The 24,318-nt window shown below is 44.1% G+C and carries 27 protein-coding genes; 1 reads left to right on the forward strand and 26 read right to left on the reverse strand.

The features are described from left to right. Position 1: 1 nt before the first annotated feature. The 13 genes from dinG to QFZ81_RS20735 form a co-directional block, all read right to left on the reverse strand. Positions 2–2,857, reverse strand: a complete 2,856-nt coding sequence (gene dinG / locus QFZ81_RS20675; protein ID WP_307604539.1) for an ATP-dependent DNA helicase DinG — start codon at positions 2,855–2,857, stop codon at positions 2–4. 90 nt (positions 2,858–2,947) lie between these two features. Further along, positions 2,948–3,541 carry a tetratricopeptide repeat protein gene (locus tag QFZ81_RS20680; protein ID WP_307441827.1) on the reverse strand — a complete coding sequence of 198 codons (594 nt, stop codon included), beginning with the start codon at positions 3,539–3,541 and terminating at the stop codon, positions 2,948–2,950. Positions 3,542–3,621: 80 nt separating this feature from the next. Next, positions 3,622–4,005 carry an aspartate 1-decarboxylase gene (gene panD, locus QFZ81_RS20685; RefSeq protein WP_307604541.1) on the reverse strand — a complete coding sequence of 128 codons (384 nt, stop codon included), beginning with the start codon at positions 4,003–4,005 and terminating at the stop codon, positions 3,622–3,624. A gap of 5 nt (positions 4,006–4,010) precedes the next feature. Beyond that, on the reverse strand, positions 4,011–4,874 hold the full coding sequence (gene panC, locus QFZ81_RS20690) for a pantoate--beta-alanine ligase (protein ID WP_307606975.1): 864 nt from the start codon (positions 4,872–4,874) through the stop codon (positions 4,011–4,013). 23 nt (positions 4,875–4,897) lie between these two features. Beyond that, entirely contained in the window at positions 4,898–5,755 is an 858-nt protein-coding gene (gene panB / locus QFZ81_RS20695; protein ID WP_307604543.1) for a 3-methyl-2-oxobutanoate hydroxymethyltransferase, read from the reverse strand. A 243-nt stretch (positions 5,756–5,998) separates the two neighbouring features. Next, the gene (locus QFZ81_RS20700) at positions 5,999–6,967 is read right to left on the reverse strand and encodes a biotin--[acetyl-CoA-carboxylase] ligase (protein WP_307441822.1); all 969 of its coding nucleotides are present in this window, start codon (positions 6,965–6,967) and stop codon (positions 5,999–6,001) included. Positions 6,968–7,194: 227 nt separating this feature from the next. Then, complete coding sequence (locus QFZ81_RS20705; protein ID WP_307604545.1) at positions 7,195–8,514, reverse strand: CCA tRNA nucleotidyltransferase; 1,320 nt, start codon at positions 8,512–8,514, stop codon at positions 7,195–7,197. Positions 8,515–8,540: 26 nt separating this feature from the next. Then, positions 8,541–9,713: an N-acetyl-alpha-D-glucosaminyl L-malate synthase BshA gene (gene bshA, locus QFZ81_RS20710; protein ID WP_307449643.1), complete on the reverse strand. Its 1,173-nt coding sequence runs from the start codon at positions 9,711–9,713 to the stop codon at positions 8,541–8,543. A gap of 18 nt (positions 9,714–9,731) precedes the next feature. Beyond that, the gene (gene bshB1 / locus QFZ81_RS20715) at positions 9,732–10,424 is read right to left on the reverse strand and encodes a bacillithiol biosynthesis deacetylase BshB1 (RefSeq protein ID WP_307604547.1); all 693 of its coding nucleotides are present in this window, start codon (positions 10,422–10,424) and stop codon (positions 9,732–9,734) included. A gap of 1 nt (position 10,425) precedes the next feature. Further along, a complete protein-coding gene (locus QFZ81_RS20720) occupies positions 10,426–10,845 on the reverse strand; it encodes a methylglyoxal synthase (protein WP_057301781.1) in 420 nt (139 codons plus the stop codon). Positions 10,846–10,871: 26 nt separating this feature from the next. After that, positions 10,872–11,675, reverse strand: coding sequence for a 4-hydroxy-tetrahydrodipicolinate reductase (gene dapB, locus QFZ81_RS20725; protein ID WP_307604549.1), 804 nt, complete (start codon positions 11,673–11,675; stop codon positions 10,872–10,874). 33 nt (positions 11,676–11,708) lie between these two features. Continuing rightward, entirely contained in the window at positions 11,709–12,212 is a 504-nt protein-coding gene (locus tag QFZ81_RS20730) for a tetratricopeptide repeat protein (RefSeq protein WP_307441815.1), read from the reverse strand. A 64-nt stretch (positions 12,213–12,276) separates the two neighbouring features. After that, positions 12,277–12,615, reverse strand: a complete 339-nt coding sequence (locus tag QFZ81_RS20735) for a nucleotide pyrophosphohydrolase (RefSeq protein WP_079420731.1) — start codon at positions 12,613–12,615, stop codon at positions 12,277–12,279. Positions 12,616–12,726: 111 nt separating this feature from the next. On the opposite strand from QFZ81_RS20735, the gene QFZ81_RS20740 reads away from it, so the two are divergent. Beyond that, on the forward strand, positions 12,727–13,599 hold the full coding sequence (locus QFZ81_RS20740; RefSeq protein WP_307441812.1) for a YitT family protein: 873 nt from the start codon (positions 12,727–12,729) through the stop codon (positions 13,597–13,599). Positions 13,600–13,652: 53 nt separating this feature from the next. On the opposite strand, the gene QFZ81_RS20745 is transcribed toward QFZ81_RS20740, so the two are convergent. From QFZ81_RS20745 to QFZ81_RS20805, 13 genes are all read right to left on the reverse strand, one after another. Then, positions 13,653–14,531: a sporulation protein YpjB gene (locus QFZ81_RS20745; protein WP_307604551.1), complete on the reverse strand. Its 879-nt coding sequence runs from the start codon at positions 14,529–14,531 to the stop codon at positions 13,653–13,655. A 66-nt stretch (positions 14,532–14,597) separates the two neighbouring features. Continuing rightward, positions 14,598–15,257, reverse strand: coding sequence for a DUF1405 domain-containing protein (locus QFZ81_RS20750; protein WP_307441809.1), 660 nt, complete (start codon positions 15,255–15,257; stop codon positions 14,598–14,600). 68 nt (positions 15,258–15,325) lie between these two features. Beyond that, positions 15,326–16,213, reverse strand: coding sequence for a menaquinol-cytochrome c reductase cytochrome b/c subunit (locus tag QFZ81_RS20755; RefSeq protein ID WP_307441807.1), 888 nt, complete (start codon positions 16,211–16,213; stop codon positions 15,326–15,328). 20 nt (positions 16,214–16,233) lie between these two features. Continuing rightward, on the reverse strand, positions 16,234–16,905 hold the full coding sequence (gene qcrB, locus QFZ81_RS20760; protein ID WP_029193037.1) for a menaquinol-cytochrome c reductase cytochrome b subunit: 672 nt from the start codon (positions 16,903–16,905) through the stop codon (positions 16,234–16,236). Positions 16,906–16,922: 17 nt separating this feature from the next. Next, entirely contained in the window at positions 16,923–17,468 is a 546-nt protein-coding gene (locus QFZ81_RS20765; RefSeq protein ID WP_307441805.1) for a QcrA and Rieske domain-containing protein, read from the reverse strand. 283 nt (positions 17,469–17,751) lie between these two features. Continuing rightward, complete coding sequence (locus QFZ81_RS20770) at positions 17,752–18,183, reverse strand: DUF2487 family protein (protein WP_307604553.1); 432 nt, start codon at positions 18,181–18,183, stop codon at positions 17,752–17,754. A 70-nt stretch (positions 18,184–18,253) separates the two neighbouring features. Next, positions 18,254–19,285: an LCP family protein gene (locus QFZ81_RS20775; RefSeq protein WP_307604556.1), complete on the reverse strand. Its 1,032-nt coding sequence runs from the start codon at positions 19,283–19,285 to the stop codon at positions 18,254–18,256. Positions 19,286–19,428: 143 nt separating this feature from the next. Beyond that, a complete protein-coding gene (locus QFZ81_RS20780) occupies positions 19,429–19,617 on the reverse strand; it encodes an IDEAL domain-containing protein (protein WP_047674234.1) in 189 nt (62 codons plus the stop codon). Positions 19,618–19,795: 178 nt separating this feature from the next. Next, positions 19,796–20,950 carry a hypothetical protein gene (locus tag QFZ81_RS20785; protein ID WP_307606977.1) on the reverse strand — a complete coding sequence of 385 codons (1,155 nt, stop codon included), beginning with the start codon at positions 20,948–20,950 and terminating at the stop codon, positions 19,796–19,798. 141 nt (positions 20,951–21,091) lie between these two features. Beyond that, positions 21,092–21,673, reverse strand: a complete 582-nt coding sequence (locus tag QFZ81_RS20790; RefSeq protein WP_307441801.1) for a histidine phosphatase family protein — start codon at positions 21,671–21,673, stop codon at positions 21,092–21,094. Positions 21,674–21,725: 52 nt separating this feature from the next. Further along, the gene (locus QFZ81_RS20795) at positions 21,726–22,355 is read right to left on the reverse strand and encodes an anti-sigma factor family protein (RefSeq protein ID WP_307604558.1); all 630 of its coding nucleotides are present in this window, start codon (positions 22,353–22,355) and stop codon (positions 21,726–21,728) included. A 6-nt stretch (positions 22,356–22,361) separates the two neighbouring features. Further along, entirely contained in the window at positions 22,362–22,943 is a 582-nt protein-coding gene (locus QFZ81_RS20800; protein ID WP_047674226.1) for an RNA polymerase sigma factor, read from the reverse strand. A 419-nt stretch (positions 22,944–23,362) separates the two neighbouring features. Next, positions 23,363–24,232, reverse strand: a complete 870-nt coding sequence (locus QFZ81_RS20805) for a polysaccharide deacetylase family protein (RefSeq protein ID WP_307441795.1) — start codon at positions 24,230–24,232, stop codon at positions 23,363–23,365. Between the last annotated feature and the right edge of the window lie 86 nt (positions 24,233–24,318).

The raw sequence follows: 24,318 nt of genomic DNA on the forward strand, positions 1-24,318 counted from the left end.
TCTACGCCTCCCCCATCCACTCTTCAATCCTAGGTAACATTTGCTCGGTCGTCATATGCTCAATCTTCGGACCAGGCAATGAATAAAGGAAGTGCTTGCCATAATACGTATCAATGACACGAGTATCATAGATGATTACGATGCCTTTATCGGATGCACGTCTGACAAGTCGGCCAAAGCCCTGCTTAAATCGAATGACAGCCTGCGGCACAGAAAATTTCATAAATGGATTCTCGTTGCGTTTCTTAATATTTTCACACTTAGCTTCAACAAGTGGATGATTGGGCGGTTGAAACGGCAATCTGATAATAGCTAGACAGCTAAGGGCATCTCCTGGAATATCGACACCCTCCCAGAACGAGCTGGTGCCCAGTAGGACGCACATTTTGTTATCTTGGAACATCCGGGTCAGTTTACTCCGATTACCGCTGTCAACCCCCTGCCCGAGCACGGTAATCCCATGTGGCTTCAAGAGATCCTTCATGCCGGCATAAATTTGCTTAAGCATGCGATTCGAAGTACACAAAATCAACATACGTCCTTTGGTAATTCTCGCAACATCACTAAGTGACCCAATAAGTGCGTTGATAAAAACAGGATCACCGGCACCTTTGATCGTCGGGAAGTCCCGAGGAATTACGACGAGAGCTTGCTCTCTGTAATTAAATGGAGATGGCAATTGAACGGTTTTCAGCTTGCCCGATTCTTCGTCCTCAGGGATAACTAACCCTAATTGATCCGCTGAATATTGAAAAGATTTATTAACAGATAAAGTCGCGGAGGTCAGGATAATACTGTCTTTGGTCTCAAAGAAATGCTGCTGCAACAGCCCACTTACATCGGTAGGTACTGATACAAGCTGCAGCGATTTCGATTTGGCATAGGTGCCCGCTTCCATCCAATATACATAACCCTCATCGGCCATTTTCATAAAAAAGTGCAGGGCATCCCGATGATTGTACAGTTCCTTTACCGTGCCATTCAAATCGGTGACTAATCCTTGGACCCCGAAAACTTCCTGCATATCCTTCACTTCATTTAACAATTTATCAAGTGTGCGGAGTAAATCATTCGCATTCAAATAAATATTGTCTTCCATAATCAGAAGCTCTCGCCATTCGGGCGGAAGTGTTTCGGGCTTCATCCGCAGCACGAACTGTGAGTTTTCCGATTGCGAAGGATCGCTCCTTGAGGATAACAGTTCATAGAGCGCTTCGCTGAGCCGATCCCAATCCTCTTTGATTTGCACGATTTTGGGATAGAGCCCGTCAATGGTTTGACTCCAAGAGGCCGTGCGTTCCTGCTGCTCATCCGATTTCTGCAATCGAAACCGCAGCATTGGTAATTGGCCACTGCGATTATCTTTATATAGCCAAATCAACGAATGATAAAATGCTGAAGAATGCAGCTCAATACCAAGATGCTTACTTGCCACTTCTTCGAAGTGATGAGCCTCATCAATGACAAGGTGCTTGTAAGACGGTAGAAGGCGGTTTTCAGCCTTCATATCCGTGAAGAGGAGGGAATGGTTCGTGATGATCACATCGGCCGTATTGGCATCATTCCGAGCGCGGTGATAGAAGCATTTCTTATACCAAGGGCACATGCGATTCAAACAAGAATCTGTGTCGCTTGCAACTGAATACCAGAACTGCGCACCCTTATTTCCAAAATGCAGCTCCTCTTCATCACCATGCTCCGTTTCACTAAGCCATACAACCATCTGCGCTGCCGTTATCGGATCTTCCTTGCCATTCTCGTAATCACGTGATGTTAGCTTTGTCTCGAATTTACGCAAGCATAAGTAATGACTTCTGCCTTTGAGCACAGCAGCTTTGAAAGGGATAGGGAAAATCTCCTTTAAGAGTGGAATGTCCCGCTCACGGAGCTGTTCTTGTAGATTAATCGTGTGCGTAGAGACGATCACTTTCTTCTCATACTTGATGCCATAATAAATGGATGGTATCAAATACCCTAGCGACTTCCCTGTTCCTGTCCCTGCTTCAATCATCAGATGCTGATCATGCTCGAGTGACTTTTCAACTTCACGAATCATCTGCTCTTGGGATTCACGGTCTTCAAAGATCTCGAATTTATCCCGTAAGGCTGTTTTTAAACCTTGATGGAACTCTGTAAAAGAAGAACCTAAACCATCCGCATCGGAGTCTTTGCGCGTATCATCCTCATCGCCCCAATCGGTGACATTGATCGTAAATTGACGGAAATATCGATTCGTATCCATATCCACACTGGTGATAGACTCTTTGTAGATGCATATTTCATCGAGGAACCAACCTAAATCACTGTTGCCGTTTTCGAAAATATGCTGCAAGCGTTGAATCGTAAGAAGCGGCAGACCCAGCAATCGTTCCATACAAATAATCCATATGGCTGCCGTTACTTCCGCATCACTATCCGCTTGGTGTGGCCTTTCATGATCGATACCGAACAATCCGGCCACCATGCTGAGCTGAAGACTCGAAATAGATGGAAATAGGATGCGCAGCAAATCCATCGTATCCAGCACACGTCCTGTGAAAGGCGGGTATCCTGTATTCGTTAGTCCTTTTTGTAGAAAGGATAAATCAAAAGCCGCATGGTGCGCCACAAGAACACAATCAAACAAGAGCGGAAACATATCCGCCATGACTTGGTCAAGCGGGGGAGCATCCGCAACCATATCTTCCGTAATCCCTGTAAGTGTTGTAATCGAAGAAGGTATACTTATCCCTGGTTTGACCAGAGAAGTATACCTGTGAGTAATTTGAAATTGATCTATAATGACGAGTCCAACCTGAATAATTTCATCCGCAGGCTGACTTCCTGTCGTTTCAAAATCCAAAACTGCAAATTTCATGACGTGTATCTTCAATCCTTTCGTCCTGCACTTCTCCTAGCATACCAAATCTTATTAGGAAAAGGGAATACCCAGTTAGCCGCTTCCGTTTTAGGATTCGTCCAAATTGATCAGCGGCTCCATGCAAGAAGGATCAGTGTGATACGCTTTTTGAAAATATTCAAAGGCTTTTTCCATATTCTGATTTTGCACTTGTATGCAGCCCATTGCGTTGTAGGAAATGGCCTTCATCTTGGTATTGTCGGTCAAGGGCAGAAGGAACTTGAAGTGTTGATACGCTTCTCCAAACTCCCCTTTGCGCAAATGACCCATCGCTAAATACACTCGAGCTAGCAAGAAATCCGGCTGCCTTTGAATCAGCATTTCGAATTCTTTGATCGCTTGATCGTACATATAAAGTTTGTAAAATCCCTGGCCCCGCATGAATTCATCCGTCTGCTTCCCGGACACATCTAGTTCCATCAGCTCATCATGTAGGGTTTGGGTGCTCATTGGTACGGCCCCATAAAACTTTCCCAACTTCTCCTCAAAAAGCAGCCACGCCTCGATGAACTCATCGCTCATCGTCTTCAACACCTGCAATTGTTCGTCGAGCTCAGCTTTTTTTTCCACGTCACTATTCGGATATTCTTTTTGGATTTCTTCCAAAACCTCGTTCATTGTGGAAAATAAATGCTTAAACATTTGGCATCCCACCTTTGCTTCGAAAGCTTATCCTCATTCTTTGTAAACAGAGCCGATTTCATGCATGGAAGTGATCCCTCTTAAAGGATGGTGGAATGCTCTTCTTCTTTGAGAAGCTGCGCAACTTTATTATTTTCACCCATAATGGCAATCGTTGGTTGATGCTTCTTCGCTTCTTCATCGGTCATCATCGCATAAGAAATAATAATAACCGTATCACCCGTCTGAACTAGCCTAGCTGCAGCCCCATTTAAACAAATCACACCTGTGCCGCGCGGCCCCGGAATAATATAAGTTTCGAGACGTGCACCATTGTTGTTGTTCACAATTTGCACTTTCTCATTCGGCAGCATACCAACTAAATCGATCAAATCTTCATCAATCGTAATACTTCCGATATAATTCAAATTCGCTTCTGTTACGGTTGCCCGGTGGATTTTAGCTTTCATCATCGTTCGAAACATGAAGGTCACTTCCTTACTTGTAAAATTAAATTATCGATCAAACGCGTTTTGCCGAATTTCACGGCTAAAGCAATGATAATAGAAGGGGTAAAATGGCTATTTTCAAAAGGTTCTAATGTCGGATAAGCTAGTACCTCTACATAGTCAATGATGGCTAAAGGTGTATTCGCAATATGTTGGCTGACCAAGCTTTCAAGCTCCTGCGGGGTGAAAGTTGCATGTGATTCCACAAATGCCTTAGCTTTCTTTAAGGATTGTGACAAAACTAAAGCTTTCTTACGCTCTTCCTCAGAAAGATATACGTTACGCGAGCTCATTGCCAGCCCGTCTGCTTCACGCAATATAGGACAAGGAACAATCTCGATGCCGAGATTGAGATCTTGCACCATTTGCTCAATGACAGCAACCTGCTGGGCATCCTTTAAACCAAAAAAGGCTTGATCGGGCTGCACAATATGAAACAACTTGCTAACAACAGTTGCGACCCCATCAAAGTGTCCAGGGCGCGACGCTCCGCAAAGTCGGGAGGTAAGACCTGTCACACTGACCGTAGTGCGCGTCGGTGACGGATACATTTCGCTTACAGATGGCATGAACACCAGATCAACGCCCGCGGTTTCGGCTAATTGCAAGTCCCGCTCCGTATTGCGCGGGTATCGCTCGAAATCCTCACCTGGACCGAACTGGAGCGGATTAACAAATATACTTAGCACGACAAGTCCACTTTGAGCACGTGCTTTGCGTAGCAAACTAGCATGACCTTCGTGTAAATAGCCCATTGTGGGTACAAACCCAACAGATTGGTCGTTCTTGCGTCGATAGTCTCTTATGCGAGAACGCAAATCAGCAATTGAATGAATCACTTCCATTGTCTGGATCGCTTCCATGCCTCTCACTTCTCCTTAACGCCATATAAGTATTCAACAACATCGTTGTCCATATGAAACGTATGCTCTGGCGCAGGGAATGCCCTTGCTTTCACTTCTTTCACATACTCCCCAATACCTGCACGAATAGTTTCCCCTATATTCGCGTACGCTTTTACGAACTTTCTGGCAGCACTGTCAGAACCATACTGGAGAAGATCGTGATAAACAAGCACCTGGCCATCGCAATGAACCCCAGAACCAATTCCAATCGTAGGAATCGATAGCTGCTTCGTTATCCATTCGGCCAGCTCATCAGTTACCAGTTCTAAGACCACCGCGAAAGCTCCCGCTTCCTCAAGTGCTTTAGCATCACTGAGCAATTTCTCTGCTTGTTCGGAACTTCGTCCTTGTACGCGGAATCCACCAAGTTGATGAACAGATTGCGGAGTTAAACCCAGATGTCCGACGACCGGCACACCAGCCTCCGTGATCGCTTTGACGGTTGCCGCAATCTCAGCTCCGCCTTCCAGCTTAACCGCTTTTGCTCCACCCTCTTGCATTAATCGAGCAACACCTCGAAATGTCGTGTCCAAGCTTCCATGGTAAGTCAAGAAAGGCATATCCGCTACAATAAACGTATTTGATGCTCCACGCACCGCCGCTCGCGTCTGGTAAACCATATCATCCAGTGTGACAGGCAGGGTTGAATCGTAGCCCAGTACTACATTCCCCAGAGAATCACCTACAAGGATGACATCAATGCCAGCCTCTTCCGCCAAGCGGGCTGAGGGATAATCATAAGCAGTTACCATGGTAATGGGAACTCCATCTTGCTTCATTTTTCTCATCTTAGCTGTCGTAAGCGGCTTACGTTGTTCCATTGATATCCCAGCTTCCTCATATAAAATAAAAAACCTTTTAGCTAAGAGCTAAAAGGATCGCATGCAGAAAGAATCCAATGATCCCTCTGTCTCGGTCCCATAAGGCTCAGAGCAGAATCCAACATCTTGTTTCAAGTCCTATTCCATTGTAACAAACTACCATCGTCAATCTGCAAGTGCAGTTCCTTTAAGGATACCGCCTTGTCTTGCTATTATACCAAATGTTGCTTCCATTTGATACCTTTACTTCAGTTCAATATCTCCGGAATAGATCTTTATTTTCTCTCCGGCTTGCGTTATTACTGTTAATGCACCTGAATCATCCAACGAGTCAGCGACTCCTTCAATGACTCCTGCAGGTGTATGCGTGCGGATTGGACGCTTCAAAGTTACACTGAGAGCTTCCCATAGCAAACGGATTGGGGCGAAGCCTTTCTCCATATAAAGTGCATAGAGATCTTCAAATTCTAAAAGAAAAGCTTGTACCAAACTTTCTCTTGGGATGTCAGCGCCCGATTCAATCGCTAGTGAAGTCGCAATATTCCGCAGTTCCTCGGGGTAATCCTCCGTCTTCAAATTCACACTGATACCAATCCCTGCAATCACATACTTGAGCCGTTCATCTTCGCCACTGCTTTCTAACAAAATGCCGCTTACCTTCTTGCCTTTAATTAGAAGATCATTAGGCCACTTGATGCCGATGTCTACCTGGCAAACTTTCTGGATAGAGCGACATAGCGCTACCGCACTAAGTAGCGTTAATTGGGGCATGAAAAAAACAGGAATACGCGGCGTTAACACGAGACTCATCCAGATCCCTTTACCAGCCGGAGAATGCCACGTACGCCCCATTCTGCCTCTCCCTGCTGTCTGTGCCTCTGCCAGCACAATCGTGCCCTCAGGAGCTCCCGAGGCAACGAGAGCGTGTGCAATTGTCTGCGTTGATTCAACTTCCCCGTAAACATGAATCTTTTGACCAAGCACTTTGGTTTTCAATCCGCTCAATAGTTCGTTCACTTGCCATGAATTAGGTTTGCTCAGCAATCGATACCCTTTGCGAGGCGCTGCTTCAAATTCATAGCCTGCCGCTCGAAGCTCTTCGATATGCTTCCAGATCGCGGTGCGGCTAACGTTAAGTCTTCGGCTGATTTCCTCCCCGGAAACGTATGCTTCCGGGGACTCTTGGAACAGCTCTAATATTCGTTTGTTCATACGATTTCACTCACGATCTATCGGGAATTTATTTTGAGACCGATTCATATTGTTTTGCTGCAATTGTTGTAGTTGTATTAGTTCGTGCTAACTCCAAAAAGCAATTTTAGAGTCGTTCAGCAGCTCGTGAAGGTAGATGGGCTATAGTGTTTCAGGAATGTTGTAGTTTCTACAACATCATTCAACCGTGAATATGGATTCATTATAAAAAAAACCGCGCTGCGCTGCTACTTCGCAGCACGCGCGGCTTGTAAAAGTGATTCTCGCTCGTTCCGAATTTCACCGAGCGCGGTTCGTTCAAGCAGCTGCTGCAGCAGTATGCCCATCCATGGGCCCGGCTGCCGTCCAAGTTCCTCCGCCAAATCCGTGCCGGATATGGCGAGTTCCTTCAGGCTGAAGCAGGGAACCTCCTTCAGCCAAGCGTCCCCGCGGCGCAGCAGCTCCGGCGCGGCGGTTTGCAAGAAGCGCGCGAGCTCGCCGCGCTGCTCAGGGCATTGCGGCAGCACCTGCAGCAGCCGCAGCAGAGCGCGGGCTGCGGCTTCGCCGCGGCGCACCGCGCCAAGCTTCCAGACCCGCTCCAGCGGAGCCGGGTCCTGCACTAACGCGGCGTTCTGCGAAGCGCCGCTCGTAAGCTGCGCGGCCACAGCCTCGCGCAGGGCCAGCACCGCCACGACCGCTTCGCAATCAGCGCGGGAGAAGGTCAGCTCCTGGAGCGCCGTGCGGACCGTGTCCGCCGGCATCTCCAGAAGCATCAGCAGCATAGCCCAGCGGTCATGCTGCCCTTCCAGCGCGCTGATAGCATCCAGCGCATCATCCCACGCGAGCCAGCGCTCAAAAGGCAGCGGCAGCTGCTTTTTGAGGTGCGCCGTGAGGCGGCTCGCCAGCAGTAACCGCACAGCCCGTGCGGGGGCTGGCCCTTCGACCATGCGCTGCAGCTCGCTGCGCACGCGCTCCATAGCGATGTGGCGCAGCAGCGGAGCTTGCGCAAGCAGCGCTTGCCACGTACTCGATTCGACCTCCAGTCCATAGGTCGAGGCAAAACGGACACAGCGAAGCATGCGCAGCGCATCTTCGCCGAAACGCTCCTCCGCAGCCCCTACGCAGCGGAGCACCCCATCTGCAAGATCCTTCTGCCCGGCAAAAGGATCCAACACAATACCCGCCGCGTCCATAGCCATAGCGTTCATCGTAAAATCGCGCCGCTTCAAATCCTCCGTCAAATCCGAAATGTATTCGACAGATGTTGGGCGGCGGAATCCCTCATACTCCGTTTCCTTCCGGAACGTCGTTACCTCATAGGTCCCTTGTGACAGGATGACGGTTACGGTGCCGTGCTGCAGCCCTGTCGGCGCCGTCCGCGGGAAGCAGGATATCACCTGCCCCGGCAATGCTGACGTCGCAATGTCGATGTCCTTGATCGGTCTGCCAAGCACAGCATCACGAACACAACCACCTACAAGAAACGCCTCATATCCTGCTTCTGTAAGCTTAGAGAGAACTATGGAAGCTCCACGATCTATCACTTTTATTTTAACAACATCCGACATGTTACTCCTAACCTGCTAACATCCTTTTATTGACAGGACGAAGCTGTAATGCGATGAGATTCTGGAAGCTCTCTTCCCAGCACGCGATAATAAATTTCCTCATATTGAACCGTAGTTATATCATTACAAAATGTATGCCGAGCACGAGTCAAGCAATTCTGCGCCACTTGTTCGTACAATACTTGATTACTAAGCAAGTTTACGACATATTCGGCCATTTTATCAGTATCTCCAACATCTGCTAAATAGCCGGTTTCACCGTGCGTAATAAGTTCGGGAATCCCGCCGGCATTGGAGCCAATCGTTGGCACTCCGCATGCCATCGCTTCTAGGGCAACTAGACCGAAACTTTCTTTTTCCGAAGGAAGCAGCATTACGTCGGCAAGGGAAATCACCTGTGCGACATCATCCTGTTTACCACAGAACGTCACCTTATCTGTAAGGCCAAGTTCCTTTACCTTAGAAATCATTTTGGATAAATCAGGACCTTCTCCCACGAACAAAAGCCGCGACGGAATCTGCTTGCTGACTTTTGCAAAAATATCAATAACATCCTGCACACGTTTAACAGGTCTGAAATTAGAAATATGAATAAGAATTTTCTCTTCCGGCCGGGCAAACTCGCCTCTAAGCTTCGTAATATCACGCGGGTAATACACCCGTTTATCGACGAAATTATAAGTCAAATCTATGTCACGGTCGATGTCCAATAATTCTCTTGTTTCTTTAATTAAATCTTTCGAAACCGCTGTAACCGCATCGCTTTCATTAATCGCATAGCGAATTAAGTCGGAAATCGATTGATCCTGTCCCAGAACGGTTATATCCGTTCCATGGAGTGTCGTAACAACCTTGAGCTTACTACCAACCATCTGTTTCGCCAGAAGTGCACATACAGCATGAGGAATGGCATAATGAACATGTAATAAATCTAACTCTTCCATCTTGGCGACCTGTGCTAATTTACTGGCGAGAGAAAGGTCATAAGGCGGATACCGAAAGACATAATATTGACTGACTTCCACTTCATGATAAAAAATATTTTTATGAAATTTACCCAAACGAAAAGGCATACTGTGTGTAATAAAATGAACCTCGTGTCCTTTTTCGGCAAGCAGCTTGCCAAGTTCAGTAGCAACAACACCTGAACCGCCTAAAGTCGGATAACAGGTAATTCCAATCTTAAGTTTATCTTTCATCATGCACCTCTTTTCCGATCAAACGAATTGATCTACCACCAAGGGCAGCTTAGAAACGAAACCTTCTGCATAAGTTAACAAGCGCTTTTGACCTAATACGCGATCTCGAGCTTCAACTCGTTCGATATAGCCTTGATTTAAGGGAGTGGCTACGGTACCTTGACCCGTTATAAATTGAGAGCGATAAGCGCTCAGTGCTGCAATTTTTTCATCGTAACAATCGGTTACATCCACCATAAGATCAGCTTCGTAAACGTCATTTATAAAATAAAAGTACATCTGTTCCACGTTCACAGGATCAGAATCCGGCAAATACTTGCGAAGCTTAGCGTTAAAAACAGCTTCCTGGACCAACCCCGAACAGGCAACATGGTCTGGATGCCGATCCTGCCAGTAGGGTGCAAAGACGATTCTCGGCTTAAATTTACGAATTTCTTGCGTAATACGCTCAATATTTGCCTGTGTGACAAATAATCCTCGATCCGGTAATCCCAGATTCGTACGAACCGTCACGCCTAGAATACTCGCAGCCAGTTCAGCCTCCTCGATCCTTGTTTCTACTGTGCCATTAGAGGACATTTCGGCATAGGTCAAATCACAAAGACCAACCTTAAGCCCACACTTGGTATGTTTGGCAATGGTGGCCCCCATTCCAATTTCAGCATCATCTGCATGTGCGCCAAATATAAGAATATCGAGAGATTCGCTCATCTTATTCAATACCTGGCTTGTATTTATGTACTAACTCTCTCCAACCGAAATCACCGCGATCAAGCGCTCTGACGAGTAGTTCTGCTGTTGCTACATTCGTAGCGCAAGGAATCCCCTGAACATCACATAGTCGCAGAAGAGCAATAATGTCCGGTTCATGTGGTTGAGCCATTAATGGATCTCGAAGGAAAATAATAAAATCCATCTCATTTTCTGCTACCAATGCGCCAATTTGCTGGTCTCCCCCAAGAGGACCTGACATAAATCGATGTACGTCTAATTTCGTGCCATCCATAATCCGCTGTGCTGTCGTACCTGTTCCATATAACTTATGACCCTCGAATACATGTTCATACGCTGTAACGAAGTTCACCATTTCATCTTTCTTACGATCATGGGCAATTAACGCTATCTTTAACATCTTGTCTTCCACTCCCCTAGGGCTCTTTAATCTATAAAATGCTCGAATCCATAAATCATTCCGCTATATGTCATCACTTTACGCACAGCGATGGCAACGCCCGGCATATAGGCTGCACGATCATAAGAGTCATGTCTAATTTTGAGCGCTTGGCCTTGTTCCGCCATAATAACTTCCTGCTGAGCAAAGACGCCAGGCAGTCGAACGCTATGTATTCTAAATCCATTGTAATACCCACCGCGTGAACCTTCAATTGTTTCTTCTTCTTTCGGATTGCCTTGACGCAGCTCTCCTCTAACTTCGGAGATAAGTTCCGCGGTTTTCACTGCGGTTCCTGAAGGCGCGTCCAACTTTTGATCACCATGGTACTCAATGATTTCTAGATTAGGGAAGTATTTAGACGCTTGAGCAGCAAATTTCATCATCAGTATAGCCCCTATTGAGAAATTCGGAGCGATTATTCCGCCTATTCCGCTTTCTTGGCACTGCTTGTCCAATTCAGCAATAGCTTGCTGCGTAAATCCTGTTGTTCCCATGACAGGGCGAATTCCTAGGCGTATAGCCAAGTTTGTATGTGAAACCGCTGTTTGCGGTCCAGTAAAATCTACTAAAACGTCTGGCCTGGATTCTGTTAGAGCCTGTTCCAAATCATTGCTCATTGTAACTCCACATTCTTCAAATCCTACCATCCTTCCCAAATCAATTGGGCCAGAGGAGCGGTTAACCCCCGCCACCAATTCCATATCGGACTCTGTGAGTACGGTCTTCACGACCTCTCGCCCCATTCTTCCACTTGCACCAATAACGGCTACTCGAATTTTACGATCCATGTCAAGAATATCTCCTTTTTGTATGTTTCAAGCCTATAATTTCATCTTTTGTTGATAGAGCGCCGCATGCTGTTTCGCAATTTCATGATGAGGCTCCAAACGAACCGCTTCCATAACGGTTTGATAGGCTCTCCCATAATCTTTTCGAAAAGCAAAAGCTTCTCCTAGAATAAGATACGCTTCAATAGCCAGAGGATCAAGAGTAATCGCTTCTTTTAGTAAGAAAATCGCACGTTCCTCATGCTCAGACTGGGCACTTAGCTGTTTTTGTGCTTTTTCAACTAATTCTCTTGCATGCAGCACTTGCAGATGATAACGATAAACTTCATTATCTTTAACCAACTCTAGTGCCCTAGAAGCATGCTCAATGGCTTTAAACAATTTGTTACTTCTTGCGAAAGTAATCGATAGCTTGTAGTGATAGGCAGCATTGTTTGGTTCTTCAGCTATCGCTTTTTCAAACCATTCAATGGCTTTTTCAAAATCATGACCAAGTATGGATTCGTACGCTTTCTGTATTTGAGTTTCTCCATTCATCTGCCCATCCTCCTCCACCCGAAATCGAGTCTCCCGTTATTGGGGATGGTATAGTTTATGAAGCTTATGTAGTTTCGGTGTTAATTTTGGTCCATCGACCCGCGTCCCGCGTGTTGAATTTATGCATGATTTTATCGTGTGCTTCCGTCAAATCAATGCCCAAAGAGTTCGCGAAACAGATGGTTATGAAAAGAATATCACCGAGTTCGAGCTCAATCGAATTATCTGCTTCCGTGCTTTTTTTGGGCTTTTCACCGTATGTGTGATTCACCTCTCGGGCTAATTCACCAACTTCCTCTGACATTCTGGCCAGCATAGCTAAAGGACTGAAATATCCTTCCTTAAACTGGGAAATATAAGTGTCAACCTCTTGTTGTATATCTTTAAGAGTACGTTCGGACATGTTCACCCTTCTTTCCATCATCTTCACCGAGCTATCATTACTATGTTAAACTATAGAAGAAAAGTTGACAAATTTTTTTGGCGATATCATCAAGTATTTGGAGGAACAGGAATGAGATTTAAGGAACGATTTGCTGATCGATTTACGAATGTTGTTGCAATTATGATCGGCACGGCTATTTATGCGTTTGGTTTGCACTATTTTGTTATTTCCAATGAGTTAATGGAAGGCGGGGTTACAGGTGTTTCATTGCTGCTCAAATATGTACTAAACGTGCCGCCTTCCCTATCTACGCTATTAATTAATATTCCTTTGTTTTATATCGGATGGAAAAATTTTGGAAGAGGACAGATGCTATACACCATCTTCGGCGTCGTCTCGTTGTCTTTCTTTCTATGGATCATGGAGCTGCTCATTCGAAAAGAATGGCTTATCCCTTTTCACACCACTCAGGATTACTTTCTAGCGACTCTATATGCAGGTATTACTCTCGGGGCTGGACTGGGACTTGTCTTCCGTTTCGGAGGTACTACAGGTGGCTCTGATATCTTGGCTCATATCGGCAATAAGAAGAGAGGTTGGAGTGTTGGCCAAGTCATCCTCATTATTGACGTCATCGTCATTGGCTCTTCGTTAATTTATTTACCAAAAGAGAAGGTCTTATATTCACTTGTTGCCGTCTTCGTAAGCTCTCGTCTCATTGATTATATTTCCGAAGGTGCTTACGCGGCCAAAGCATTTACAATTATTAGCGATCAAGCAAGTCAGTTAGCACAAGCCATTACGTCGGAACTAGATAGAGGAGTGACTTTATTCCCAGCTAGAGGTGCCTACTCCGGCAACAATAAGGAAGTTGTTTATTGTGTGGTCTATCGTCACGAAACCAGAAGGCTTCGTGAACTCATTCATTCAATGGATCCTAGCGCATTCATCATTATTGGTGATGTGCATGATGTTATTGGTGAAGGATTTAAACAAAAGTAACAAAAAAAGTGGGCCCAGCAGCTGTATAAGCTTGCTCGACCCACTTTTATGTTTCACCTATTTTCACTTTCTCTCGTATGCTTAATCGGAACAATATGCCGTCCTGATTGGTACATTCTCCATCCCACGAAGGATAGCACACTGACAATAATGAGACCAATGCCTAACGACCAGATGATTGGCTGTCTAGGGTCTGTAATTGGCACGAAAGCGATCGCATCCTTGTTCCTCAGAAACAAATCATCCAAAACGTGATTTAGATGGTCAAGCCCTGATTCCAATTGTTGAGTCGACATAGGCTGACTATTCAAATTCGTTCGGATAAAAGCGAGCAGCGAATCAAGCTTTTCGACGGAAGCAGCATCTCGGCTAATCAGCAAGGAAGGATGAATAATGGCAATATGCTGCGAGAGCTTACCGAAATTCGCCAACGCCTCCTTTTGTTTATTCGCTTTAACGTCCTCGTTCAGGTTATTTGTATCATTTTGCAGTACTTTATAATATTGCAGCCACATAGGCTGGTTCTTATGTGTTAGCGCATCCGTGGCTAGACGAATTTTGGCGACAGCGACCTGCCCTTCTTCCGGTGAATAGGCAGCGGCATTATAAACTCTTTTCGCTTGTGTAATCGTCTCCGTTAAAGCATTTAACCCCTCAACAGATGTAATCCCCTCGAAATGAATCTTAGGAATCTGATCAGACATTTGCATCAGTTTATTTCTCGCTTCTGTTACTTGACCATCCATGGTTTGTTTGTACATATCATCGGCAATTTGGTTCAAAAAGGCTATCCGCTCTACTTGTTCAGGATCTATTGGCTTAGCGGCTTGTCCGTTTGTACTCGTGCTAACTCCGCAAGCTGAGCTTATACTTATAACGGCTACCAGCAGAAGTGTGGTCGTTAACCATTTCATACCGGAATAATTAAACATGGGACATCCCCTCCTTCACCATCATCATATGGAGGTTTGTCCCAATTTAGACCAGCTGCTATGCGGTTATGTACTTCTTTTCTTACGGATAAGCAGGCATACAACTGCTATCAAAATACCAGATATACTTAAGGCTACTGTGAACCATTCAATCGCAAGTAGATTGTCATCAAGTTCCCGAGGTAATCGCGGAAAAATCCCTCTTTCATAATCCATGAAATCGTTCCAAAATGTCCACATAGCGACAATAATAATAGCCGTTAGCCTGTATCTATACCATCGAACAAATAGCAGCGCTTCCACAGCCATAGCCAAATGGGAACCTGTCAGCATCCAACCATCCCAGCCGACGGGAACTCCTTGCCAAGCACCTGTCCAAATCATGGCAACTGCCCAGATTCCATATTTAAATGAAGTAATCAATGCGAATGCTTCAACAAACCCGCGAATGGCACGATAGAGCTTATTAGGTTGCTGATCCAAAGAACGGTCCATAAGCAGGAAGCCGATTGATAGAGTGAAAAACAAGCTGGCTGTTGGGCTGTCTGGGACAAAATATACGTACCAAACAGGGTAATTAGCAATCGTATCGACCATTTGTGCCCAGTACCACTCATAGCCATAAACAGTTCCTAAAAGGTTTGAAATGAAAAACGCCCACAACATCTTTTTACTGAGCAGAAAATCCTTGCTCCAAAAATAGGAAACGGACAACCCTTGCTGCAAGTAAGCTCCTCCTCTTGTGTGAACTTATCTAAAAAAACCTGACCGCTCTCGCGATCAGGTTTCCTTGTTTATTGAACTTTTTGTTTGGATAACCATTCAGCAAGTTTATTAATATCAGCATCGCTTAAGCCTTTATCAATGTTAGCTTGATATTGTTTACCCATATTGCCTTTACCGTTTTTGATAATGCCAAGAATCTCTTCTTGAGGATGCTTATCACCAACACCAAGTAAGGGAGGTACACCAGAAGCCGGCATTCCTTTAAGTCCAGCACCGTGACAAGATAAGCAAGTTGCTTTCTTGTAGATCTCTGCACCAGGATCATCCGCTGCAACGATAGCTGCAGATTTCTTCGTTTCCTTCGCACCGCCGCCACCAGCAGCACCTTTGTTCGCGTGCATCTCTTCCTCACGCTTAATGTGCTCTGGAACGATGTTTTTCTCTTTCAATTCTACTTGGTAATGAGACCAAGATGTATACGTCAAATACGTACAAGCAATAAGAGATAAAATCATCAAACTTGAAGCGATTGGTCTTCTGTAGAAACGACGCTCTTTACCTGTATCCAAGAACGGAGCAAGAAGCAAGCCACCGAACAGTAAACCAGGTACAACAACTGCTCCAAGAACAACATAATCACCAGATGTATATGGATATTTCAACAATTGATACATGAATAAGAAGTACCAATCCGGCATCGGAATGAAAGCTGTGTTCTTAGGATCCGCAGGATATCCTAGCGGAGCTGGATCCGACATGACCAGTACTAGCATACCGACCAATACGACTACACCAACCATCCATTCTTTCAACAAGAAGTTTGGTATGAACGCTTCTGATTTCCCCGGATATGCAGAATAATCTTTAGGAATCAGACGTTGCTCTTGTGATTTCTTTATTACGCGGGAATCTCCCACATAAACGATTTTTTCGTCAGACTTATGACCATGCGCCACGCTATTTGCCCCTCCTTCAATTATAGCGGTCCGGAAATACCTTGTTTGCGAATCATGAAGAAATGTCCAGCAAGCAAAGCTAGCAGAACGCCCGGCAGGAAGAATACGTGGATGGCAAAGAAACGAGTCAATGTTTGAGCGCCAACAATGCTTCCACCTTGCAGCAATGTTTCAATATAAGGTCCCGCGAACGGTACCGCTGCTGCGATCTTCATACCTACTTGTGTAGCGAAATACGCTTTGTTGTCCCATGGTAGCAGGTACCCGGTAAAACCAAGACCTAACATAACGAAGAAAATCAACATGCCTACAACCCAGTTCATTTCACGGGGTGCTTTATAAGAGCCTGTGAAGAACACGCGCAGGGTATGTAAGAACATCATGACGATTACTAAGCTGGCTCCCCAGTGGTGCATACCTCTGACAATAACACCGAAAGCCACTTTATGTTGTAAATAGTCAACGCTGGCATACGCGTTGATAATATCAGGAGTGTAGTACATGGTTAAAAACATCCCTGACAAAATTTGAATAACCGTGATGAAAAACGTCAATCCGCCGAAGCAATATACGAAAGCGGAAAAATGATGAGCAGGGTTTACGTGCTCTGGAACCTCGTGGTCTGCTACATCCCTCCACATTGGCGTAATATCAAGACGTTCGTCAATCCAGTTGTATACGTTTTTAAACATCTGATGCTGACGCCTCCTTATACTCTTGTGTTAGCATGTAGTTGACCCACATAAACGAAACCATTCTCTACTTTGGTCGTATACTCATCCAAAGGCTTTGGTGCTACAGCAAGGTTCTTACCATCTTGCGTATAGTGAGCACCGTGACAAGGACAGAAATACTGATCTTTGTAAGCAGGATTATCGTTCCAGTTGACTGTACATCCAAGATGCTTACAAGTTGGATTCAATGCAAAGAGCTTGCCGCCGCTGTCTTTGGAAATCCATGCAACCAGTTCAGCATCGCTTTCGTACCAGCCGTCAACCTGATGGATTTGGAACGTAAACGCTTGTGGAACATTTGTAATTTTACTTTCTTCGACAACTTTAACCCAATCCGAAGCACTCTTCTTTTGAAGGACAGGATCAACAGCAAACCGTATCATCGGTATAAGAATACCGGCTCCCATGAATCCACCAGCGCCACCAAGGGTGTAAGAAAGAAATTGTCGACGAGACATTTCGCGTTTGGTCCCGGGTTTCTTCCCATGCTGTTCTTCTTTGTGATTGTTATGATCACTCATTCTCAGGTCTACCCTCCTACATTGGCCGAAGTCCGAACCCTCTCGGACATCAGTTACCTCTATCACGTGTCGTTCGACATTACACTACATAACTAGGACATTACTAATAATAGCCTACGTCTACTAGGTCGTCAAGAATCCATAACTCCTTTTTGGCGGTTGAAATCCGAGCCACTGGACAAATTTTAACGAAATTGTCACAACTTTTTGGCAGCTATAGAAATTAATTTCTCCCCTTATCCTGCACAACTTTTTTTCCATTAATACGCTTATCCGTTTAATGTTAATCGTTCTGCTGCCATAGTTCTTGTACTTGTTTGGAAATACTTGATTTGATTAGATCCGATTGGCTCGTCCACTGCTCCATATCGACAATAATCAGCAAATCCGTTTGCTCTGCTTTCCAAAGTGCTGCCTCTTTATGTATGGTAAGACCGATTACATAACGGAACCCCGTTCTTTTTAAATGAAGTGAGATGGCATTCAATTGTTCTCTCATAACCGTACCCGTTATGTAGTGAAGCGCTGGATAGGTTACTACTCTGCCCTTGTAAGGAATTTCAACCGTTTCCAGAGCATCTCGAAGCTGTTCTAACGCGAGTGTCACTTGTGCAGGATCTTCAAATCCAGTCAACCCCGTCAATGGAAGTAAACAAGTGTCCAAGTACGGTTTCAATTCTGGCCAATCTTGTTTTGATATATCATTAAACTTCAACGAATCGTCCTCCCCTATTGTTTGCCAAATATATGCTAGCTATGTAATGTCATGAATCTCATCTTGTACTTTAATCCGTCCTTAATTGACTGTCAATCGGCTCACCCGATTGTTGACGACGCAACGCTCCAAGCGCTTCCTCCAGATCTCGCTGATTCACAACCAGATAGGGACTCTCCCATTCTCCTTTTAATTGGATGTAGCGAACGGTTGCCGGCTTCAAGTCACGGTAGGATTTCGTCAATGTACGAAGCTCATCGGCTGGAATATCCGTTTTAATGGATCCTCCAATGATGTCAAGCACACCCGCCCATGCGGTCAAACCATTCAATGTGGTTAATTGATCTAGTAACTGATTAAGTACTAACTGTTCTCTTTGATTCCGCTCCATATCAGAGGATTCTGCAGTGCCTAAATTGGATTTGCGGTAACGGATAAAATCTAACACTTGCTTGCCATTCAACTGCTGTTTCCCTTTATTCAGATGAATATCCGTTCCGTCACTTTCGTCCTGATAGCGCATATTCATATCAACTTCGACGGTCATTCCCCCTAATTGATCGATGAGCTTCCGAAAGCCTTCAAAATTAATAACGGCCATATAATCTATTGGAACTTGATAAACATCACTGAACAGTCTTTTGGTTTCATAAAGGGCCGTGTCTTTATTTTTATTGTAATAATAAGCATAGAAAAAATTTGCCTTGTGTGATCCGTCTAATCCCGACTTATCAGCTTCAATCTCCAAATCCCTTGGAATGGATACCACCGTTCCTTGATGCGATTTTGGATTAATACTGAAGAGCATCATGACATCTGTATTCAGCGATCCCTCATTACCTTCTCGTTCATCTATAGCCGTTAGGAGGAACGTTAGCGGCTTTTCTATGGGATTGGTTGCTTGCGTAACAGGCGCAATGCTTTCGCCATTTAGATTTGTTGCTGTAGTGACTTCAGGCGCGGCAATATGATCGAGCGTCTGATTCAATTTGTTATATAGAAAAGCTGCATACACTGACGCAGCTCCTACAATTAGACCTGTGATTATAAGAACGGACGTCAACACTTTTCGAATACGGGAGTTTTTTATCATTTTTTTCATTCGTTGTCTCCTTATGTTTTGATATAATGCTCTTTTAAATGGACGCGTGGGTCGTCAAATTAGTTCTTTTTTCATCCGATATACAGCAAAAAAGACACGTGAATAAGATTCACATGCCCTTTTGGCCGCCACCAAATAATTAGTTAACCCAAAGATTGTAAGGTTTTAAGCTCAGATGTAAGAGCTAGGAACGTAGTTTGATCTCCCTTGGCTAAAGCGCGGTCAATCTCTTTATAGAGATTTTCTTCTTTATATTTGCGTATGGCATTATCCCAAACCATTTCCGCGAAAAGTGCCAGCAGCGCATCGTTAGATACATTCATTTTTCCCATGAGACCTACCTCCAAATGTTGTCCGCGGTTTGTCAGGAGCTTCTTTTTCGCAAAAACATGTAAGTCTGTTTCTTGGTGTATGCCAACCCCTTGTTTATGCCCCTACTCCATCATATTCACTCGGTACATTAGCGCTTCATTCAATCGCCCGATTCAATAGGAATGTGTCTTTACCTATCTACTTTACGTCTTCTTTGAACCGTATACTTTCTTTATCCATAAAGAGGACAACCTTATCTTCTTCAGCTACAAATGTTCCTTGAATCACTTTCGTTCCGAGCTTGGTGACTTGAATGACAGCTCCATACTCCTGATCTTCCCCGATCCGAATCAGACCCAAATGCATCATCATTTGTAGAATACGTTGCTCCACGATCGATTCTGAACTATCATAATAGAAAGGTTTAACAAGCTTACAAAGCACTCCTCCTAGTGAAGCCATGGTCACCCATTGCCCACCTAGACGATCAATCCAGGCCACAATGCTTTGGACATTCGGAATCGGATTTTTATAAAGCCGCAGCCAGAACTTATACACTTCTGCTAGGTTTTCTTTCTTGCCTTCTACCAGCCGTGCTTTTCCATCTTCTGTTAATCGAAGTGTTTGAGAATGCTCACTAATCAGCTGCCTGTAATAGCAATAATCATAGATGAAAGAAAATCGGTTCGGATACTCTTTAAACATGCGGCCATAGCCGAATCTCCATGTCCCTTTAGGTACCATCTCTTCTTGAACCGATAATCGATTGAGAATCTGTTGAAGCTGTCTTTTGTAAATAGAACCTTCCGCTGTGAGTGCTATTTCCTGTTCTTGAGAGATGAACGTCAAGAAATGAAAGATGTCATCGACGATAAGTAATTGCTCATCACGGTATACATTGGGTTCATTTGTTGTTTTCAGGCTTTGTTTGAACTGACCGGTTAAAACATCACTAAATCTACGTTTCAGATCTTGCGGGACATGAAACAAAAACTTCGTTTGCTGTGAATAGCCGTTAAACAACCATCCAAGCTTCTTGAATTTAATGATCATATCCCGGGGATTCCATTCCTCCGAATCCTCCTTCTGAAATCTTGATTGTTGAACTCTAGCGATAAGTTCTTCAATACTGAAAGCATTGCGAGGATCGAAAAGCAGCGAATTCAAAAACCGAATATCCTCTAAGGCTAAACCTTGAATATGCTTCTCGAAAATCTCTTTGCGCAGCGCTGTGCTCAAAATCGATTGAATCAATTCATTCTTCGAATGACCATTACACTCACACTCGTAGGTATGAGCAATTCGGCCTAATTCATGGATATCGGCATAACTGAGCATATCCGCTAGGTTCATTTCCATCCTACATCCCCCATTTAGCGAAGCTTTCAGCTCCGAGGTTTCTAGTAACCATTATGGGATTTTTCACCGAAAATATTCCAATCCAAATAAAAAAACATGACACTTTCAAAAAAGTCATGTTTTACTTTATAGCCATTATTCAGTTATAGATTGTAAGTGAGTTAAACAATTATATAATTGAAGCTCCCAGCCCTCTTCTTGACGAAGTAGAATGGTCAGAGATGTATTCTGTAGAAAATCTTCACTATCCATGCGAAGAACCCTAAGAATCTGTACGATAAAACCACCATGTGAGATCAATAATATTTTCCCATTCGGATAAGCCTGAATCAATTCTGCTTCTAGCTCTGTCCATCGTTTCCATAGATCATCATCCGACTCCTGACCTAGTTCTTGAAGCTTCCAATTGGGCCCCCAGCGCTCTTCTCTTTCTGCAACGGTAGTTCCTTCTACCTGCCCATATTTACGCTCCCTTAGCCTCTTGTCCGTACGTACAAAGGGTATTCCAGATAGATCCGCAACGATTTGTGCAGTTTCTCTTGCTCTCGTCAGATCACTGCTTATAATGCCGTCCCAGGTTTCTTTTGCTAATCTTAGTCCAAGTAATCGAGCTTGCTCTCTGCCTTCCTCCGTTAATTCCGTATCAAGCTGCCCCTGGAGCTTACCAAGACGATTCCATTCTGTACTACCATGACGTATGAATCCGATTGTTGTCATTTTCTTGCCCCTCCACCATCTCTATAAAATAAAAAATGCTCCAACAGGAGCATTATGCTTTTGTTCGTGACAACCAATTCATAATAATGATTGTGGCAATTAGTCCTAGTATCGAAACAACCAGTAAGTAATGTGGGTATGAGTGAATAGGTCCTACGTGGAAGCGTAAAGGTTCCATGAAACTAGGATTCAGACTCGCTACCGCGTCTCCCATCTTATGGCCATTCATCGATTCAGCATCGCTGGTCTTCAAGGCTTGTGGTGCTTGTAGATCAAACAAGGAATTATCCGCAGTTGCTATTGAAGATTGTGGCGTACCATCGTAAACGATTGCAAATAAGAAGCTGAATACGAATAAGGCCAAACAAAAAGCAATAACAGCGGTAAGATTCCGTCTAAGCGTGTAAGAGATTGCATACATACGTTCAGAAACTGGAATTCGCCATGACTCATTTTCGTAAATTCGATTCATAACCTTGCCCGAAACCATTGGCTCATAATCAGGCAGCTCACTCTCGATCGCTGCAGTACGAATGAGTATCGTACTTTCTTCCCATATTTGAAATTCTTCTACACATTCGGCACAAGTTGTTATATGCTCATCTACCGCGGCACGACGCAGGTCATCATTCGGCAAATCCCAATATACTCCAAATAATTCCTGGATCTCACTACACTTCATGCTCTTTCATCCCTTCGATTCTTCGAATATCGGTTCACTGAAATAAGGATCCAGTTGTAATTTAACGGATGCCCTTGCTCTAAACAAGAGAGACTTCACCGAGCTTACCGTTTGGCCTAAAATGTTCGCGATTTCCTGATAATCCATCTGATCGTACTCTCTAAGTATCAAGGCCGATCGTTGTTTCTCTGGTAAACTATTAATTGCTTCACGAACCATAGACACTTTCTCATTACGCAGCATAGCTTGCTCTGGCATGGCATCAAAGGATGCATGTGGCGTCAGTCCACTTTGTTCCAGCGAGACTTGAACACTTTTATTTTTGCGCAGCTCACTCAGAACCGTATTACGGGCAATGGTGTACAACCAGGTTGAAAAGGATGCCTCGATTTCACGGAAAGAGTGCAAACTGCGATACGCTTTATAAAAAGTTTCGTTACACAGATCTTCAGCAATGGCTTCCATCTGCGTATTCTTTAACATATGAAAAATAAATGCAAGGATTTTACGCTCGTAACGACGCATAAGTTCATTATAAAGTTGAACATTTCCATCCTTGATTTCTCTGATCAATTGGGAATCGGTCATTACGTGGCGGCCCTCCTAACGATCCCGGGTACCACTCCAACTGCTCATACATGTTGTACTGCGGCAGGAGTGAAAAGTTGCGGTTATTTGTAAAAGAATTATGAATTTATGTACGAATAAAATACGAGCCTATAAAACCTTCTTGATTCATCACGAAATTCCTGCTAGATTCGACAAATTGTTCGATAAAGTTCAATTCTCAGCGTGTCTGATGCAAACAACAGACTGTCCCTTCCCATTATATAATAAATTCAGAAAAATATGGTACATAAGCACAAAAAAAAACCGCCGAATCGGCGGTTGCACTTATGGTGCGATTATCGGATAGGAGTGGAGAGAAACCATACTGTACTTTTATTATATGTATACGGTTTCATTCTGTCAATACATATTTTGAAAACGTTTACTAACTCGTTTTTTTAAGATTGCATAGGTTGTATTTGATGCCTTTTGGCTTGTTTAATCAAATTGTTTATAGAATGTACTCGGATGAATGGACTGCCTGCATTAATCCGTGGGATTTGCATGGGATCCGTTTCCTTCGTAGTTATTCCTGATTTAGTCGTGAAGGCATACTTAACTCCAGCTTCCAGAAGATACGAAATCGTATGATCATCATAGCTGCCAAAAGGGTACGCATAAGAATCGACGGATTTTGAGCCATTCAATTCATTAAGTTTAGTAAGGCCCGTACGCGTATCGGTCAGAACTCTTTGTTTGAGTTCATCGTCTGTTTCTGTTATGCCATTTTGTGTTATTTTGTTAGTCAACAGCGGTTTGCCATTGCTCATCGCATGCAGCCCATCCGAATGACATTGAAAATCTACTCCAGCGAACTCTTTTCTCATTTTCTTAATCTCTTCTCTTGTCAAGGAAGGCAGAAGTGTTCCTACAGGGTTGTCCAGATCTTTGGTAATAACGAAATTCACAGCAGGTATTCGCATTTTTTTAAGAATCGGAAAAGCATTCGTATAGAAGCTTTCGTAGCCATCATCAAAGGTTACAAGAACAGCATTGTCAGGTATTGCTGTCCCCTCTGACTTGAAGCTTTTAAACTCATCCATGCTAATGAAATGATAGCCTTTCCGCTGCATAGCCTCCAACTGCTTTTCGAACAGTTTCGTTGATATCGTCACGGAGCCCTGTACTTGATCATCAATATGGTGATACACCAGTACAACAACTTCATTTGAATATACAACCTCATTTGCTCGCACTAAGGAAGGTAAAAAATTCATGAAAGCGATTAACACAATAAGCAGACTTTTCCCTATCAATTGGATCTTCATCACGTTCGCCCCACAATAAAAATATGTAATATATATATGAATAGATGTCATTATATCACGAAGCTTTTTCTTTGAGAATCTGTTAA

Source organism: Paenibacillus sp. V4I9 (genome assembly GCF_030817295.1).
Classification (GTDB): domain Bacteria; phylum Bacillota; class Bacilli; order Paenibacillales; family NBRC-103111; genus Paenibacillus_E.